The organism is Amycolatopsis sp. NBC_01480 (assembly GCF_036227205.1).
In the GTDB taxonomy this organism is placed as follows: Bacteria; Actinomycetota; Actinomycetes; order Mycobacteriales; family Pseudonocardiaceae; genus Amycolatopsis.
Map to the genome: position 1 here is coordinate 7,403,735 of NZ_CP109442.1, position 16,969 is coordinate 7,420,703.

The window sequence follows — 16,969 nt, forward strand, 5'->3', positions numbered from 1 at the left end:
GAGTGTCTCCTTCAGGACAGGAAGCGGTGGATGAGCGGGACGAGCTCGCCGGCGTGGGTGAGCAGCGCGAGGTGGCCGCCACCGGGGACGATGTGGACGGTGCCGTGCCGCAGCAGGCGGGCCATCAGCCGCGCGTTGGCGGTGGGGATGATCGGGTCGTCGTCGCCGGCCAGCAGCAGCACCGGCTGGCGCAGGCAGTGCAGGTAGTGCGCGCTGGTCCAGCCGGTCCCGGCGACGATCTGCCAGTAGTAGCCCAGCGGGTCCGGCGCCCGGGTGGACGCGGCGAAGTGCGCGGCCAGCTCGGGGTCGTCGCCGAACCCGCCGCCGTAGAGCCGGGCGGCGGTCTCCCGCATCCGGCCCGGCCCGAAGTACCGCAGCGGGCTGGTCAGGGTGAGCAGCACCGACGGCTTGGCCGGCACCATCACCATGCCCATGCTGGTCGCGCAGAGCACGACCCGGCGGCACCGGCGCGGGTACTGGTGGGCGAACTCCTGGGCCAGCGCGCCGCCCCAGGAGATGCCGAGCACGTCGACCTCGTCGTAGCCCAGCCCGGTGACCAGGTCGGCCAGCATCCGGGCCAGCTGCGGCATCCGGCGGGGCAGCCGGGTGACCGGGGAGCCGCCGGTGCCCGGCATGTCGAACCGGATCACCGGCACCCGGCGTCCGGGCTGCGCGGCCAGCCGCTCGACGAACGGCTCGAGCAGCTCCAGGTTGGCGCCGATCCCGTTGCACAGCAGCAAGGGCGTGCCTTCGCCGGGCCGGTGGTCGATGTGCAGGCCGATCCCGTTGGCCCGGACCGTGGTGGTCATGCGCGCACGTAACTGCCGGGCGACGCCTCGAGCGGCGCGTGCTCCACACTGCCCACAGCGGACGGTGCGGCGACCTTTTCCCCGGAGCGCTCGCCCAGCCACTCCATCCAGCGCGGCCACCAGCTGGCGGCCACCTTGGTCGCCCCGGCCTTCCACTCCTGCGCCGATTCGGCGTTGTCGGAGTTGGTGTAGTAGCTCGACTTCGGGTTGCCCGGCGGGTTGAGGATGCTCTGGATGTGGCCGGAGCTGCTGAGCACGAACTCGACCTTGCCGCCGAGCCGCCGCGACGAGCGGTAGCAGGCCTCCCACGGCGTGATGTGGTCGGTGGTCCCGGCCATCACGAACGCGTCCGCGGTGACCTTGCCCAGGTCCAGCGGCGTGCCGTCGACGACCACCTCGCCCGGGTGGGCCAGCGCGTTGTCGCGGTAGATGTCGATCAGCTGGCCGTGGAAAGCGGCGGGCAGCCGGGTGGTGTCGTTGTTCCAGTACAGGATGTCGAACGCCGGCGGGCGCTTGCCCAGCAGGTAGTTGTTCACCCAGTAGCTCCAGATCAGGTCGTTGGGGCGCAGCAGGTTGAACACCCGCGCCAGCTCTCGCCCGTCCAGGACGCCTTGCACGTGCGAGTGGCGCTTGGCCGCGGCGAGGGTCTCCTCGCTGGCGAACACGCCCAGCAGGGTCTTGTCGTCGGCCATGTCGAACACGCTCACGAACAGGGTCAGCGCGTTGATCACCGGCTTGCCCCGCGCGGCGAGGTAGGCGGCCAGCGAGACCGAGCTGATCCCGCCGGAGCAGGCGCCGGCCAGGTTCAAATCCGGGCTGCCGGTGATCTCGCGGACCGCGTCGATCGCCTCTTCCATGGCGGTCAGGTAGGTGGCCAGCTCCCAGCCGCGGTGCTCGGCGGTCGGGTTGCGCCAGCTGACCATGAAGACTCCGAAGCCGTGGTCCAGCGCGTAACGCACCAGGCTCTTCTCCGGCGACAGGTCGAAGACGTAGAACTTGTTGATCTGCGGCGGCGCGATCAGCAGCGGCCGGGCGTGCACCTGCTCGGTGCGCGGGGCGTACTGGATCAGCTCCAGCACCTCGTTGCGGAACACCACGGAGCCCTCGGTGGTGGCCAGGTTCCCGCCGACGGTGAACTTCTCGGTGTCGACCTGGCTGGGGAAGCCGCCGTTGTGCCGTACGTCGCCGGCGAAGTGGCGCGCGCCCTCCACGGCGCTCTCGCCGCCGGTGGTGATGAACTGCTTGACCGCCGCCGGGTTCAGCGGCAGATTGCTCGGGGCCAGCGCGTCGAGCGCCAGCGACAGCACGAACCTCGCCCGCTCACGGTCCACATCGGACAGTTCAGTGCTGCCGAGCCAGGCGTCCAGCTCGGCGTCGGCGGCGAGGTAGACGCCGAGCAGCCGGCGGTAGAGGAAGTTCTGCGCCCAGGCGGAGTCGGTGAAACGGCGGTCACGGGCGCCGGGCGCCAGCTCGCCGCGACCGCGGGCGGCGGCGACCGCGGTCCTGGCCAGGTGGCGCAGGCTCGCCGTGGTGTTGCGGGGGTGCTTGACGGCCTCGCCGACCACCGTGCGCAGCGAGTCGAGCAGGTCCTTGCGGCGGAAGCCGACGATCGGGTTCGGGCCGCCGATGGCGTCGGCGGCGATCTCGGGAGTGGACATGGGAGTTCTCCTTCCAGCAGGGTTTCGGGGTGGCTCAGACAAAAGCGGACAGGCCGGTGATGGCCCGGCCGACGATGAGGGTGTTCATCTCGCGCGTGCCCTCGTAGGAGTGGATGGCCTCGGCGTCGGCGACGAACCGGCCGACGTCGTACTCCAGCAGGATCCCGTTGCCGCCCATCAGCTCGCGGGCCATGCCGACGGTCTCGCGCATCTTGGTGGTGCAGAAGGCTTTCGCCAGTGAAGCCTGTTCCTCGGTCATCTTCTCCGCGTCCTGCAGGCGGGAGAGCTGGGCGACCAGGCAGAGCGACGCGGTGATGTTGCCGAGCATCTTCACCAGCAGGTCCTGCACGAGCTGGAAGTCGCCGATCGGGCGGCCGAACTGCTCGCGCTGCTTGGCGTAGGCCAGCGCGCGCTGGTAGGCGCCGATCGAGCAGCCGACGGCCTGCCAGGCCACCGAGGTCCGGGTCATCCGCAGCACGGCGGCGGTGTCGGCGAACGTGTTCGCGCCCGGCAGGCGGCTCGCTTCGGGGACGCGGCAGCCCTCGAGCCGGATGTGCGCGTTCTGCACGGTGCGGAGCGCGATCTTGCCCTCGATCTTGGTCGGGGTGAACCCGGGCGCTCCCTTTTCGACGAGGAAGCCCTTGACCTGGCCGTCCTCGACGTCCTTGGCCCAGATCACCACGACGTCGGCGAAGGTCGCGTTGCCGATCCACTTCTTCTCGCCGTCCAGGACCCACTCGTCGCCTTCGCGGCGGGCAGTGGTCTTGAGGCCGCGCGAGGCGGCGGAGCCGACGTCCGGCTCGGTCAGCCCGAACGCGCCGATCTTCTCGAACCGGTGCATCGGCGGCAGCCACGCCTGCTTCTGCTCTTCGGAACCGCACAGGTAGATCGAGCCCATCGCGAGGCCGGTGTGCACCCCGAAGAACGTCGCGAACGACGGGTCGGTGCGGGCCAGCGCCAGGGTGACGAAACCGTCGAGCAGGCTGGTCCGGCCGGGCAGGCCGTAGCCGGTGTAGGACAGCCCGCCGACGTCGAGCTTGCCCAGCGGGCCGAGCAGGTGGTGCGGGAACCGCTCCCGGGCCCAGTGCCAGTTCGCCACCGGCGCGACCTCGGCGTCGAGGAATTCGTCCAGCCGGGCGAGCAGTGCGAGGTCCGGCTCCGGCAGATCGTCGGCCAGTGCGTAGAAGTCCGTGGTGTCCATGTGGATGACGGTAGGTTCGGGCGCTGGCCGGGGGCCCTGTCCAAAGTTAGGCTTCGAGGTTATGCAGGTGGTGGCGACGAAGCTGCTCATCCCGCCGACCCGGCCGGGCGCCGTGCCGCGGCCCCGGCTGCTGCGCCTGCTCGCCGCCGCCGCGGCGCACCCGGTCACGCTGGTCGTCGCGCCCGCCGGGTTCGGCAAGAGCACCCTGGTCAGCACCTGGCTGCGGGAGGTCCCGGGGCGGACCGCGTGGCTCTCGCTCGACGAGGACGACGACGTGCCCGGCCGCTTCCTCGACTACCTGGTCACCGCGCTGGGCACCGGCCGCACGCTGCTGGACTCCGGCACCGCGTCGACCCCGGCGGTGATGACCGAGCTGGTCAACGAGCTGGTCGGCGAAGACCGCGTGCTGGTGCTCGACGACGTCCACGTGCTGGCCGAGCCGGAGATCCTGGACGCGCTGACGTTCCTGGTCGAGCACTGCCCGCCGGGCCTGCACCTGGTGCTGCTCGGCCGGACCGAGCCCGACCTGCCGCTGGCGCGGTGGCGCGGGCGCGGCCTGCTGGCCGAGATCGGCGCGGCGCAGCTGCGGTTCTCGCCGGAGGAGGCGGCCGGGCTGCTCGGCGCGGTCACCGGGCGCGAGGTCGACGCGGGCACCGTCGACGAGCTGAACCGCCGCGCCGAGGGCTGGGCCGCGGCGCTCCAGATGCTCGGGATCGGCCTGCGCGACGGGGCCGCCGCGGCGCCGTCGGTGCGGTTCCGGCCGGGCAACCGGTACGTGCTCGACTACCTCGCCGAGGAGGTCTTGGCCGGCCAGCCCGCCGACGTCCGGGATTTCCTGTTCCGCACGAGCGTCCTGGAAACGCTGACCCCGTCCTTGTGCGACGCGGTCACCGGGCGGTCCGACAGCGAGCGGGTGATCCGCGACCTCGAACACGCCAACCTCTTCCTGACCCCCCTCGACGACGCGGGGGAGTGGCACCGCTACCACGGCCTGTTCGCCGATTACCTGCGCGGCGAACTGGACCCGGCGACGGCACGCGAGTGTCACAGCCGGGCCGCGCGGTGGTTCGCCGCGCACGGCATGCCCGCCGAGACGATCCGGCACGCCGTGCCCGGGGACGAGCTGGAACTGGCGGTCGCGACCGTCCGCGAGCATGCCGAGGACCAGGTCCGCCGCGGTGAGCTGGCCACGCTGCTGTCCTGGTTGAACCGGCTGCCCGAGGAGCAGGTGCGGGCGCACGCCGACCTGGCCGGTTTCAAGGGCTGGCTGCTCTACCTCGCCGGGCGCGCCGACGAGGCCGAGACGTACGCGGCGATCGCGGACGCGGGCATGGGGCCGGACGCCCCGGCCGTCGACCGGGCGATGCTGCGGACGTTCCAGGCCTACCTGGCGCTGACCCACGGCCGTCCCGCGGACGCCGCCACCCTCGCGACCGCCGCGCTCGATTTGCTGGGCGACAGCTCCTCTTTCTTCCGCGCCGCCGCGATGGGTGTGCTCGGCCAGGCGCGCCGGCTGACCGGCGACCGGCGCGGCGGGATCGAGGTGCTGCGCGAGGCCGTGCGGCTGGGGGAGCGCAGTGGAAACCCGTTGAGCGCACTGGAAGCCACCGGGTATCTCGCGCCGCTGCTGTACGTGCAGGGCCGGCTGCGCGAGGCCGTGGTGCTCTGCCGCGGCGCTCTGCTGGGACACGCGGACGCGCCGATGGCGGGGCTGGCCGAGGTACCGCTCGGCACCCTGCTCTACGAACGCGACGAGCTGCTCGAGGCACGCAAGCATCTCGTCGACGGAATCGCGCGGTGCGAACAACTCGGCACGACGTCGTACACCCTGCTCGGCCTGCGGACGCTGGCGCGGCTGCACCACGCGTCCGGCCGGCCCGACGAGGGGTTCGAGGCCCTGCTGGCCGCGCGTCGTCAGGCGGACGCCGCCGAGGACTACCGCCGCGCCCGGCTGGTGGTGGCGACGATCGCGGAGCTGCACCTGCGCTCGGGCAGCCTGGCCGCGGCCGAGCAGGCGCTGGAAGAAATCACCGGCGATCAACCGTCCTCTTCGGACTATGAACAGCTGACCCGGGCCCGGTTGCTGATCGCCCGCGGCGCCCCGGACCGCGCGCTGGACGTGCTCGGCCCGATCGAGGACCGGGCCCGCTCCGAAGGCCGGGACGGCAGCCTCGTGGCGATTCTCGCCGTCACCACGCTGGCGCGGCACGCGCTGGGACTCCCGTCGCGGGATCTGCTGGCGCGCGCGGTGGAAATCGCCGCGCCGGACGGTTACCGCCGGACCTTCCTCGACGAGGGCGCCCCGTTGGTGCCGCTGCTGAAGGACATCCGCGCGACCGCCCCCGCGTTTGTCGCCGACCTGCTTTCGCGCTCCCGCGGGGCCCCGGCGCCGGCCGCCCGCGGATCCGCGCTGCGGACCGTCGAGGGTGTCGGCGTGGTCGAGACGCTCACCGAAACCCAGCGGCGGATCCTCGGGCTGATCGCCACCGGCATGTCGAACCAGCAGGTGGCGGACAAGCTGTTCATCACCGTCGGCACCACGAAATGGCACCTCAACCAGATCTTCGGTCGGCTGCAGGCCCGCAACCGCACCGAAGCGGTGGCGCGGGCCCGCGAACTCAACCTGCTGTGACCGGGTGCGCGCGCAGCACGAGATCGGCCAGGTCGCCGGGCGCGGTCTCGCTGGTGTCGACGGTCAGGTCGTAGGGCCGGCCGTGCTCGTGCACCGTGCGGAGATGGCCGCGGGCCAGTCCGGCTTCGGTTTTCCTTGTGGATTCCCGTTTTTCCAGGACATCGAGCGGGCACAACACGCCGACGAGGGTGACGCGCAGGCCCGCCAAGGCGTCCGACCACACCGGCATCAGGTCGGGGGTCAGCAGCATCTCGTCGATCACCAGGTGATCACCGCCCCGGGCGAACGCGGCGGCCGCCCGGCAGCCCGACTCCAGCATCCGCCGGCCGACCTCGCCGTAGCGGATGACGGTGACCGGGCGCCCGTCGTCGTCCGGCCCGGGTCGGTCGTACCAGAAGCCGTGCCGGCTCAGCGGGCCGTCGCGCCCGCCGCCCCAGTTCGCCGGGACGAGGTCGAAGAGGGTGTCGATTCCCCAGTAGACAAAGGGAATCCCGCTGTGGTCCTGAATGGCGCGCGCCAGCGAGGTCTTGCCGGCGCTGGAGGTCCCGTTGAGCAGGATCACGCTGCCCGGTGGCTGGTGGCTCAGCACCCGGAAACCCTAGCCGACCCGGTATCGTGCTGATCCAGGTCAGATCGTGCGGCCCGGGTGTGGCGAGGAGGTGGGCGCGCTGTCCTTGACCGAGGACGTGTACGAACAGCTCAAGGCCCAGATCGTGCGGCTCGAGCTGGCGCCGGGGGCGGTGGTCAACGAAGGCGACCTCGCCACCGGGTTCGGGGTGTCCAAGACCCCGGTCCGCGAGGCGCTGGGCCTGCTGGCGCGGACCGGCTGGATCCGCGTGCTGCCCCGCCGGGGCTACCTGGTCCGCCCGGTCGAACTCGGCGACGTGCTGGAGCTGTTCGCGATCCGGCGTTTGGTCGAGCCCGCCCTGGCGCGCACGGCGGCCGAGACCGCTTCGCCGGAAGCGGTCGCGGACCTGGCCAAGCTGGTGGACAAGGAGTCCGGGTTGGACTTCGGCCGCGCGCTGGACGCGGCGAAGTCGTTCCACTTGAGCCTGGCCGAGATCGCCGGGAATCAGCGGCTGTCCTCGATTCTCGAGACGCTGGTGGAGGAGGTGCAGCGGCTGCACTACCTTCAGCCCGTTCACGTGTTGTCGCCCGAAGAACTCCGCGCGCATCGCCGGATCGCCGACGCGATTGGCGCGGGCGACGGCGAGGCCGCGGCTGAGCTGATGCTGGAGCATTTGGACGAAGCGGCGCAGCGGCTGACCAACGGCTTCGGCGCCTGAGTCGGGGCGGTCAGAGCCGGGGAGCCACCAGCAGCCGGGCAGCCCGTTCGCCCATTCGCAGGTGCGCGGCGGGGTCGGGGTGCAGGCCGTCGGGCAGGGCCGCGGCCTCGTCCGGGCCGAGCAGCTCGCGCCCGTCGAGGTAGTGCAGCGCCGGGTCTTCGCGAAGGTCGACGATTTTGGCGAGCAGCGTGCGGACGCCGCTGAGCGTCAGCGCTCCCGTGCCCGCGGAGCCGAGCACGCGTTTGCGTCCGGTCTCCGGGTCGAGCGTGACGGGCCCGGAAGTTGTTTCCAGCTCGGCAAAGGACGTCGGCGAGACGAGCACGATCGGCGTGCGCGGGTGGCCTTCGCGGATCGTGTCCAGGAAGCCGTGTACGGCCGGGACGAAGGTGCGCTCGCGCATCGACGCCTCGCCGACGAGGTTGATCCCGGCCTTGAGCGTGACCAGGTCGGCCGGCGCGTCCCGGATCGCGCGGGCGACTTCCGGGTCGAGCATCGCGCTGCCGGCGAAGCCGAGGTTGGTCAGCGCCGCGCCGGTCGCCAGCGCGGCGACGGCCGGCCAGACCAGGGTCGGAGCGGGCGCCTCCAGACCGTGGCTGATCGACGAGCCGTAGTGCACCCAGGCCGCACCTGGCGGCGGAGTCGGCAGGAGGAGCGGCGCATCGGCGTCGAGCGTGCGCAGCTCGACCGTCGCGCTGTGTGGCAGCCAGATCTCGACGTCCTTCTCGCCGGCCGGCAGATCGTCGAACCGCACGGTCTCGGCGGGGCCGGGAACCAGGCGGGATTCGGCGAGGTGCAGGACGTCCCCCGCCTTGGCCGGCACGCGGGCGAGCACCGTCCCGCCGACGGCGAGGTCGAACGACGCGGGCAGCAGGCCTTCGGGCAGCACCGGCACGGTGACGTGCACCCCCAGCGCCAGCGAGCGCGCGGACGTGCGCAGGCGCAGGCGGACCCCGGCCGTCTGCGAGACGACCAGGTCCATCAAGCCGTCGCTCAAGCGCGGCCGGGTCCAGGCCGGCAGGCGGCGGGGCCGGACCCCGCGCGGAGTTCGTTCCAGGTCGAGCGCGCCGAGGATCGTGACGCGGTCGTCGGGCAGGGCGAGGCGGTGGGTCATGTCTCTCCTCGTGGGGCGGGATCGTCGGTGGCGTCAGCCGACCAGCAGGACGATTTTTCCGCGTACCGCACCGGTTTCGCCGGCCCGGTGGGCTTCCGCGATGGCGTTCAGCGGGAACGTCTTCCCGACCGGGATCGAGAACTGCCCGGCCTCGATCAGGCCGCCGATCTGGCCGAGGGTGTAGAGGGCGCGGCCGCTGTCGCCCCGGCTGAACCGCACGCCGTGCTCCTGCGCGCCGGCGAAATCGGCGACCGTGACGACGTGCTGCGGGCTGCCCGCGAGCTGGACGAGTTCGGCCAGGACGCCGCTCCCGGCGATGTCGAGCGCCCGGTCGACGCCACCGGCCGACAGTGCGCCGACCCGCTCCGCCATGCCGTCCCCGTAAGCCACGGGTTCGGCGCCGAGCGAGCGGAGCATCTCGTGCGAGCCGGGGCTGCCCGTCCCGATCACGCGCGCGCCCCGGGCCACCGCGAGCTGGACGGCGGCCCGGCCGATGACTCCGGAGGCGCCGTTGACGAGCAGCGTCTCGCCACTCTGGACGCCGAGCTGGTCGAGTGCCCGCGCGGCCGTCTCGATGGCGACCGGAAGTGCCGCAGCCGCAGCGAAATCGAGCGACGCCGGGATGGGCGCGTAGTGGGCCAGCACCGCCAGCTCGGCCTGCGCGGCGGCGTCGGCGCAGAACCCGAAGACGCGGTCTCCGATGGCGACGTCGGTGACACCTTCGCCGAGCTCGTCGACGATGCCCGCCACCTCGTACCCCAGCGTCTGCGGGAGTTCCTGGTCCATCAGGCCCTGGCGTTTCTTCCAGTCGCTCGCGTTGACGCCGGCGGCGCGCACGGCGATCCGGACCTCGCCGGGACCGGGACGCGGGTCCGGCCGGTCCACGAGCTCGACCACCTCCGGCCCGCCGAACCGGCTGAACTGGGCTGCCTTCATGAGTCGTCCTGTCTTCGAGGCGGTGTACGAACACTGTTCTATACACGAATACCGTTCGTGTCAAGTCGAGGTGCTTGACTCTCAAGTGGCTTGAGCTCCGATAGTGGCGAGGTGAACGACCTCTACTCCATCGGCGACGTCGCCGACCGCACCGGGCTGAGCGTCAGCGCGATCAGGTTCTACGCCGACGAGGTTCCGGAGTAGCCCAGGTCTCGTGAGTGTTCATGACGGTTCTAACCGGCATAAACACTCACGAGGTGTCCTAACCGTGCTGGGCGACGGGGCCGGAATTGGCGTCGAGTGCGTCGAGGACCGCGTCGCCGTTCGCCCTCGCCCACTCGGTCAGCACGTGGATCGGCTCGATCAGCGTCGCGCCGAGCGGGGTGAGTTCGTACTCGACGCGGTGCGGCACTTCGGCGTACGCGTGGCGGCGGACGAGCCCGTGCACCTCCAGTCGCCGGAGCGTCTGGGTGAGCATTTTGCGGGAGATGCCGCCGATCAGGTCGATCAGGTCGCCGTGGCGCACCGGGCCTTTGCTGAGGCCGGAGAGCACGACCACCGTCCACTTGTCGGCGATCAGGTCGACCGCGAGCCGGGCCGGGCAGTCGGCGAGGAAGAGGTCGCCGGGGCCGTAGTCGCTCATGGCAACCAAGGTACTCGCGGGTGCCTATCGGAAATCTAGCCTGGGTTTTGTTCCCTTCAGGCAGGAGAGTCATGCGAGTCATCACCCAGCAGCAGCTCGGCGGTCCCGAGGTGCTCACCATTGTGGACGCATCCGAGCCCCGGCCGCTGCCGACCGAGGTCCTGGTGCGGGTCAAGGCGATCGGGCTGAACCCGTTGGAGGCGCGGCTGCGGGCCGGCGAGTTCCCGATGCTGGGGCAGCCGCCGTTCGTGCTCGGCTGGGATGTGAGCGGCGTGGTCGCAGACTCGCCGCAGACCTGGCGGTTCCGGCCCGGCGAGGAGGTGTTCGGCATGCCGCTGTTTCCCCGGGTGGCCAACGCGTATGCCGAGTTCGTGGCCGCTCCGGCCCTGCATTTGGCGCGCAAGCCAGCGTCGCTCTCGCACGTCGAGGCCGCGGCGTTGCCGATTGTCGGGCTGACGGCGTGGCAGGGCCTGGTCGACCTCGCCGGCGTGACCGCGGGCGACCGCGTCCTGGTCCACGGCGGTGGCGGCGGGGTCGGCCACGTCGCGATCCAGATCGCGAAAGCGTTGGGAGCGCACGTGATCACGACGGCCAGCGGTGGTAAGCGGGAGTTCGTCGAGGCCTTCGGCGCCGACGAGGTGATCGACTACACGAAGGTCGATTTCGCCGAGGTGGTCCGCGACGTCGACGTCGTGCTCGACACCCTGGGCGGCGACACCGTCGAGCGGTCTCTGGGTGTGCTCCGCCCGGGCGGGCATCTGGTGACCGCGGTCGCCGAGGAGGATTCCGAACTGGCCGCCAAGTTCGAGGCCGCGGGCCTGCACTTCAGCGGCATCGCGGTCGACCCGGATCCGGTTGCCTTGCAGGGGCTCGTCGACCTTGTCGAACGGGGGAAGCTGCGGGTCCACGTGCAGGAGACGTTCCCGTTCGAGCGCATCGCCGACGCACACCGCGTGCTCGACGGCGGTCACCTTCAGGGGAAGCTCGTGCTCACCGTGTGATCGGCGACTGGCCAAGAAGTTGCGACTAGGCGATCGTGCCGTCGGCCTGGGTGCGCTGGGCATGAAGATCGGCAAGGCGACGCGGGATTCGGCCGCCGCGATCAGCTCCAGCAGCCAGCGGCGCAGGCCTGGGTCCCGCTGCTCGGATTCGAACTGGTCGATCAACGCGCCGACGTGCTCGGCGGCCATGGCGAAGCCCAACGAGACCGGCTCAAGGCATCGAACCGCTGACCGCGGGCAGTTGCACCCCCTCACGGAAATACGGGCACTCGTCCGGCGCGCCGTGGTGGCGGCAGGTGAGCAGGTAGGTCAGGTAGGACCGGGCGGTTTCGAGCCGCCGGGTTTCTGCCTCGATCGCTTCGATGCGGGCGGAGACCGTGTCACGCCAGCCGCGGTCGGTGTCGCGCACGCCCAGGGCTGCGGCGATGTCGTCGAGGCTCAGGTTGCCGGTTTCGCGCCAGACCTTCAGCAACGCGATCCGGTAGAGCTGGTCGCGGTCGTAGCAGCGGCGGCCGGACCGGCGGTGCGGGCTGAGCAGGCCGCGGCGCTCCCAGTAGTGCAGCGTCGAGATGGGCAGCCGGAAACCGGCCGCCACCTCGCTGATCGGGAGGAGATCCATGTCCGCCATTGGACCCCACCCCGAGCCGGATTGGCAAGCTTAGGCTAACCAAACAATCAGCTCAGCACGTCGAGCAGCTCGGTCACCGGCAGCCCGGGGGAGCGGTGGCCGCGGCGGCCGGTCATGGTGCGGCCGGCGACCAGTGCGTTCAGCACGGCCTCCTCCACGGCGGGCGCCACGGCCGCGTAGAACGCGTCCATCCGGTTCCACGGCACGAAGCGGAGCTGCTCGTAGCCGGGGGCGCCCTCGGGCGGGCCGATCGTCAGCGCGCCGGCGTTCGCGGTGGAGAAGGCCAGGAAGATGTCGCCGGAGAAGTGCGAGCCGGTGGTCCCGGTGCGGGCCAGGCCGAGCGGCACACGACGGGCCAGCGCGGTGCACTGTCCGGGCAGCAGCGGGGCATCGGTGGCGACGACGACGATCACCGAACCGGCCCCGGGCGGCGTCCGCCAGTCGGTCTGCTCCATCGGGTTGTCGGCGCTCAGCCGGTCGCCCACTGGCACCCCGCAGACGGTCAGCTCGCGCCGGGAGCCGAAGTTCGCCTGCACGAAAACCCCGACGGTGTAAGCACCTTCGCCGTAGGAGACCACGCGCGACGCCGTGCCGCTGCCGCCCTTGAAGGCGTAGCAGTTCATCCCGGTACCGCCGCCGACGGAGCCCTCCTCGACCGGGCCCGGCCGCGCCGCGTCGATGGCGGCGATCGCGTGCTCGGCGCGCACGTGCGGGCCGTTGATGTCGTTGAGGTAGCCGTCCCAGGTCTCGGCGACGACCGGCAGCAGCCACTGGTCCGCGAGCCGCGGCCGCTCCCGCAGCGCCCAGTCCACGACGCCGCGGTGCACCGGCCCGATCGCGTGTGTGTTGGTGATCAGCACCGGCAGCCGCAGCGCGCCGGTCTCGGTCAGCCAGCTCGTGCCGGTCATCTCGCCGTTGCCGTTGAGCGAATACCAGCCCGCCGCGCACGGCACGTCGGCCTCCCCGGCCGGCCGGGGCAGGATCGCGGTGACGCCGGTGCGGACGTCAGTGCCCTCGATCAGCGTGGTGTAGCCGACGGCGACGCCCGGCACGTCGGTGATCGTGTTGAGCGGGCCGGTCCGGCCGGTCAACGGCAGGCCGAGCGCACGCGCGCGCATGTCAGGCTCCTTCCGGCTGGGGCAGTTTGTCGAGGGCGCACCCGGTGGAATCGGTGGCATAGGCCAATAACAGCTGCTCTGCCACTGCCGCGGTGAAGGTCGGCACGGCCTGGGTGAGGTGCAGGCCGAGGCCGTCCTCCAGCGCCACCAGGGTGCGGGCGATCGTGGTGGCGTCCCGGGTCAGCGTGAACGCCCCGCTTGCCGCGCCGGCCGCCAGCACGGCGGAGTACAGCGCGACCTGACGTTCGTAGAGCTGGATGTGCTGGGCGGCGTAGGCCGCGTCGATGCGGGCGTACGCGCCGAGTTCGTAGATCAGGAAACAGAGTTCGTCCTCGCGCCCGGTCGGCAGCCCGGCCCGGATGAGGCCGGCGAGCCGGCGCCGGGGATCGGGCTCGGCCGCGGCCGTCTCCTCCCGGTTCGAGCAGAACCGCTCCACCGCGGCGCGCTGCACCTCGTACAGCAGCTCGGTGAGGTTCGGGAAGTAGTAGAGCAGCGAACCGGTCGAGATGTCCGCCCGGTCCGCGATGTCCCGCAGGCGCAGGCCGATCACCCCGTGCTCGAGGATCGCCTCCCGGGCAGCGACGAGGAGTTCGGCCCGCCGCTCGGCGGCCCTGCTCGGACGTGGCATGACCTCGATTCTTCACATGACGGTCAAAGAACACAAGACCTACCCATATGCCTATTGACAGCAACCCCGGCGTGGTTCTTTGATGCCTCTTCAAATAACTGCTCCGCAGAGGAGACGGCGACATGGCTTCAGACCCGACCGGTTCTCCGCCAGTGCTGCGCCGCGGCCTCCGCGTCCTCGGCACGCTGCTCATCACGCTGTCCGCGACCACGCCCGCGTCCTCGGTGTTCATCATTTCCCCCGGGGTGGTGGCGCAGGCCGGCAGCGGCGCCTTCTGGAGCTTCCTGCTGGCCGGCGTGGTCGGCGTCTTCATGGCGTTCGTCTACGCCGAACTCGCGTCCGCATACCCGCTCAGCGGCGGCGAGTACGCGATCGTCGGCCGCACGCTGGGCAAGCTGCCCGGTTTTGTCACCCTCGGGCTGCTGGTGATCACCCAGGTGCTGATCATCGCGGTGATCGCGCTCGGCGTCGGCACCTACCTGTCGGTGGTGTTCCCGAGCCTGGACGGCCCGGTGGTCGCCGCGGTGACCACGGTCGTGGCGACCGGGCTGGCCGTGTTCGACATCAAGCTGAACGCCTGGGTCACCGGGGTCTTCCTGGCCATCGAGATGGCCGCGCTGGTGGTGCTCACCGTGCTCGGCGTCGCCCACCCGGCCCGGCCGTTCACCGACCTGCTGCTGCATCCGGTGGCGGCCGGTTCGGGCGGGACGTTGATGCCGGCCGGCTTCGGGCTCATCGGCGCGGCGACGGCGGTGGCGATCTTCTCCTACAACGGATACGGCTCGGCGGTGTACTTCGGCGAGGAGACGCAGGACGCCCACCGCGGCATCGCGCGTGCCGTGCTGTGGGCGCTCGGCATCACCGTGATCGCCGAGCTGGCCCCGGTGACCGCCGTCCTGCTGGGGGCGCCGTCGCTGAACGAGCTGTTCGCGGCGCCGAACATGATGTCCTACTTCCTCACGTCCGTCGGCGGGCCCGGGCTGAACACCGCGATCAGCCTCGCCGTGGCGCTGGCGATCCTCAACGCGGTGCTGGCGATCATCCTGATCACCGCCCGGATGGTGTTCAGCACCGGCCGGGACGCGGCCTGGCCGGGCGCGGTCAGCCGGGCGCTGGCCACCGTCCACCCGCGCTTCGCCACGCCGTGGGTCGCGACGGTCGCGGTCGGGCTCGTCGGCACGGCGCTGTGCTTCGCCGACGAGCAGTTCCTGGTCGTCACCACGGCGACCACGATCGTCGTCGTGTACGTCCTGCTGTGCCTGGCCGCGGTGAACGGCCGGCGCAACGGCTCGACCGCGCACGCCCGTTACCGCATGCCCCTCTTCCCGGTGGCCCCGGTCCTGGCGCTGATCGCCCTCGGCTACGTGGTGTACGAGAACGCGACGGACCCGAAGGTCGGCCGCCCGAGCCTGTACGTCACGGTCGGCATCGCCGCCGTCGCCGGCGCTTATTACCTGCTTGTCCTGCGCCGTCGCGGCAGCTGGGAATTGCGCGGCGCCGACGACGAGTGAAACGTACGCCGGATTACGTACGGCCACTGCCGCTCTGTGACGGACGACCGCACCATCCTCGCTGCGAGATCCTGCCTTCGAGCGAGTGGAGGGCGGGGAAATGCGGAGACCGGCGGCCTGGCTGTTATCGATCGTCGCGATCGTTTTCGCGGTGGTGCTCGTGTATCCGTACGCGGGCCTCGACCCGGCCAGCAGCCGGATCGACGTACGCAACAACCTGCAGTACGCCGTACTGGTGACGCACATTTTCACCGCGACGGTGGCGCTGGTGCTCGGCCCGTTGCAGTTCCTGCCGAAAATACGGGCGCGAAAGCGGATTCACCGGACGCTCGGCCGCGTTTACCTCTTCGCCGGGGTACTGCCTTCGGCGGTGGCGACGATCCCGGTCGCGATGTGGTCCGGGCAGCTGCTCACGCAGATCGGCCTGAGCGTCGCTGCCGTTTTGTGGCTGATCACCGGCGTCCTCGCCTATCGGGCGGCCCGGCGGCGTGACTTCACCGCCCACCGGGCCTGGATGATGCGCAATTACGCTCTGACGTTCCTCGCCGTCACCTCGCGCATTCTCGTTCCCATGATCCTGCTGGCGCAGATTCCCTTCAACGGCGCGGACCCGGCTGCGATCGGTTCGCTGGCTTCGTCGTTGATTCCGGTCGGCCAGACCGCGGGCTGGATCCTCAACCTGATGGTCGTCGAATTCCTGCTCCGCCGCCGGCCCGCGCGCCGGGACCGGCTGGCCGGATCGAGCGTCAGCTGAAGATCTTCGAAACGGCGGTGAAGGCTTCCTCGTCGAGGTCGTTTTCGAGGGCTTCGTGCACGGCCTGCCACTGGGTGGCGGTGCTGGGCGAGATGACCGGCGCGGTGACCACCGGATGGGCCCGCAGCCAGGCCAGCGCCAGCCCGGCCACGCTGATTCCCTTGTCCCGCGCGAGATCCCGGAGCCGGGCGACCCGGACCAGGTTGTCCGCGGAGTACATGCCGGCGTAGTACTTCTCACCGGCCACCGCGATGCGGCTGCCCGCGGCCGGCTGGGCGCCGTCGAGGTAACGCTCGGAAAGCACGCCGCCGGCGAGCGGGGAAAAGGCCATGTACCCGAGGCCCTCGGCTTTGACCAGGGGCAGCAGTTCCGGCTCGTCCCGCCGGTCGAGCAGGTTGAAGCCGTTCTGAATCCACTCGGGACGCGGCAGCCCGGCGTTCGCCGCCGTGGCCAGGAGGGATTCGAGCAGGCGCGCGTCGACATTGCAGACGCCGTACGCCCTGATCTGGCCGGCTTCCTGCGCGGCCGCGAAGGCGGTGAGGGTTTCCTCGAGCGGGGTGGTCGGGTCCGGTGCGTGCGACAGGTAGAGGTCGACCCGGCCCAGCCGTTCGATGCTCTGCGCCAATTGCCGTTCGATGTGCGGGCCGGACAGATTGATGCCCTGGGGGGTACCGCCCACTTTGGTCTCGACCAGCACGTCTTCGGGCTGTTGCCCGGCCAGCCAGCGCCCGACCGTGCGCTCGCTTTCGCCGCCGCCGTAACTGTCCGCGGTGTCGACCACGCGGATGCCCAGCGCGTGGGCTTCGCTCAGACGGCCGAACCCCTGCTCGGCGTCGAGGCCCAGGCCACGGGTCTCCGGCGAGCCGCCGATGCCGCCGATCGACCCCGCGCCGTAGACGAACGCGGTGATCTCGATTCCGGTCCTGCCCAGTAACCGCTGCTCCATGAGCCGAACCCTACTCAAAGATCATCGGAGGCGGCTCGTGCTCGTGCCCGAAATACCCGGCCGGGGGCCGCCGCGGCGCCGGAGAGAGGAGTCACCTCCGGGCGCGC

At 71.2% G+C, this 16,969-nt stretch carries 17 protein-coding genes; 6 read left to right on the forward strand and 11 right to left on the reverse strand.

The features are described 5' to 3' along the window. Positions 1–11: 11 nt before the first annotated feature. Genes phaZ through OG371_RS35220 form a run of 3 tightly spaced genes read right to left on the reverse strand, consistent with a single transcriptional unit; the run spans position 12 to position 3,668 of the window. Positions 12–809 (reverse strand): poly(3-hydroxyalkanoate) depolymerase, encoded by a 798-nt coding sequence (phaZ, locus tag OG371_RS35210; protein WP_329059976.1) that lies wholly within the window; start codon positions 807–809, stop codon positions 12–14. Then, positions 806–2,467: an alpha/beta fold hydrolase gene (locus OG371_RS35215; protein ID WP_329059977.1), complete on the reverse strand. Its 1,662-nt coding sequence runs from the start codon at positions 2,465–2,467 to the stop codon at positions 806–808. Before OG371_RS35215 ends, phaZ begins: the two co-directional genes overlap by 4 nt. 34 nt (positions 2,468–2,501) lie before the next feature. After that, positions 2,502–3,668 (reverse strand): acyl-CoA dehydrogenase family protein, encoded by a 1,167-nt coding sequence (locus OG371_RS35220; protein WP_329059978.1) that lies wholly within the window; start codon positions 3,666–3,668, stop codon positions 2,502–2,504. 61 nt (positions 3,669–3,729) lie between these two features. Here OG371_RS35220 and OG371_RS35225 point away from each other — a divergent pair, with 61 nt between their 5' ends. Next, positions 3,730–6,300 (forward strand): LuxR C-terminal-related transcriptional regulator, encoded by a 2,571-nt coding sequence (locus OG371_RS35225; RefSeq protein ID WP_329059979.1) that lies wholly within the window; start codon positions 3,730–3,732, stop codon positions 6,298–6,300. Here the strand turns inward: OG371_RS35225 and OG371_RS35230 are convergent. Beyond that, positions 6,287–6,889, reverse strand: a complete 603-nt coding sequence (locus OG371_RS35230; protein WP_329059980.1) for a chloramphenicol phosphotransferase CPT family protein — start codon at positions 6,887–6,889, stop codon at positions 6,287–6,289. The two genes, OG371_RS35225 and OG371_RS35230, sit on opposite strands and share 14 nt — an antisense overlap. Positions 6,890–6,935: 46 nt before the next feature. On the opposite strand from OG371_RS35230, the gene OG371_RS35235 reads away from it, so the two are divergent. Continuing rightward, entirely contained in the window at positions 6,936–7,586 is a 651-nt protein-coding gene (locus OG371_RS35235) for a GntR family transcriptional regulator (RefSeq protein WP_329059981.1), read from the forward strand. A gap of 10 nt (positions 7,587–7,596) precedes the next feature. Here the strand turns inward: OG371_RS35235 and OG371_RS35240 are convergent, their stop codons facing one another. Together OG371_RS35240 and OG371_RS35245 are read right to left on the reverse strand one after the other, a co-directional pair. Beyond that, the gene (locus OG371_RS35240; protein WP_329059982.1) at positions 7,597–8,697 is read right to left on the reverse strand and encodes an SGNH/GDSL hydrolase family protein; all 1,101 of its coding nucleotides are present in this window, start codon (positions 8,695–8,697) and stop codon (positions 7,597–7,599) included. Positions 8,698–8,730: 33 nt separating this feature from the next. Continuing rightward, complete coding sequence (locus OG371_RS35245) at positions 8,731–9,633, reverse strand: NADP-dependent oxidoreductase (protein WP_329059983.1); 903 nt, start codon at positions 9,631–9,633, stop codon at positions 8,731–8,733. 90 nt (positions 9,634–9,723) lie between these two features. Between OG371_RS35245 and OG371_RS35250 the strand changes: the two genes are divergently transcribed. Continuing rightward, complete coding sequence (locus tag OG371_RS35250) at positions 9,724–9,837, forward strand: MerR family DNA-binding transcriptional regulator (protein WP_329059984.1); 114 nt, start codon at positions 9,724–9,726, stop codon at positions 9,835–9,837. Between the two features lie 58 nt (positions 9,838–9,895). Here the strand turns inward: OG371_RS35250 and OG371_RS35255 are convergent, their stop codons facing one another. Continuing rightward, positions 9,896–10,276 carry a winged helix-turn-helix transcriptional regulator gene (locus OG371_RS35255; protein ID WP_329059985.1) on the reverse strand — a complete coding sequence of 127 codons (381 nt, stop codon included), beginning with the start codon at positions 10,274–10,276 and terminating at the stop codon, positions 9,896–9,898. Between the two features lie 71 nt (positions 10,277–10,347). Between OG371_RS35255 and OG371_RS35260 the strand changes: the two genes are divergently transcribed. Next, on the forward strand, positions 10,348–11,277 hold the full coding sequence (locus OG371_RS35260; RefSeq protein WP_329059986.1) for an NADP-dependent oxidoreductase: 930 nt from the start codon (positions 10,348–10,350) through the stop codon (positions 11,275–11,277). Between the two features lie 211 nt (positions 11,278–11,488). Here OG371_RS35260 and OG371_RS35265 read toward each other — a convergent pair whose 3' ends face one another. From OG371_RS35265 to OG371_RS35275, 3 genes are read right to left on the reverse strand one after another with little or no spacing between them, the layout of a single operon-like run. Then, positions 11,489–11,896 carry a helix-turn-helix domain-containing protein gene (locus OG371_RS35265; protein WP_329059987.1) on the reverse strand — a complete coding sequence of 136 codons (408 nt, stop codon included), beginning with the start codon at positions 11,894–11,896 and terminating at the stop codon, positions 11,489–11,491. A gap of 56 nt (positions 11,897–11,952) precedes the next feature. After that, on the reverse strand, positions 11,953–13,023 hold the full coding sequence (locus OG371_RS35270) for a DmpA family aminopeptidase (protein ID WP_329059988.1): 1,071 nt from the start codon (positions 13,021–13,023) through the stop codon (positions 11,953–11,955). 1 nt (position 13,024) lies between these two features. Further along, positions 13,025–13,651: a TetR/AcrR family transcriptional regulator gene (locus tag OG371_RS35275; protein WP_329059989.1), complete on the reverse strand. Its 627-nt coding sequence runs from the start codon at positions 13,649–13,651 to the stop codon at positions 13,025–13,027. Between the two features lie 122 nt (positions 13,652–13,773). Between OG371_RS35275 and OG371_RS35280 the strand changes: the two genes are divergently transcribed. Beyond that, positions 13,774–15,162: an APC family permease gene (locus OG371_RS35280; RefSeq protein WP_329059990.1), complete on the forward strand. Its 1,389-nt coding sequence runs from the start codon at positions 13,774–13,776 to the stop codon at positions 15,160–15,162. Between the two features lie 100 nt (positions 15,163–15,262). After that, positions 15,263–15,916 carry a DUF2306 domain-containing protein gene (locus tag OG371_RS35285; RefSeq protein WP_329059991.1) on the forward strand — a complete coding sequence of 218 codons (654 nt, stop codon included), beginning with the start codon at positions 15,263–15,265 and terminating at the stop codon, positions 15,914–15,916. Here OG371_RS35285 and OG371_RS35290 read toward each other — a convergent pair. Continuing rightward, positions 15,909–16,862, reverse strand: coding sequence for an aldo/keto reductase (locus tag OG371_RS35290; protein WP_329059992.1), 954 nt, complete (start codon positions 16,860–16,862; stop codon positions 15,909–15,911). The genes OG371_RS35285 and OG371_RS35290 overlap by 8 nt on opposite strands. Positions 16,863–16,969 lie beyond the last annotated feature (107 nt).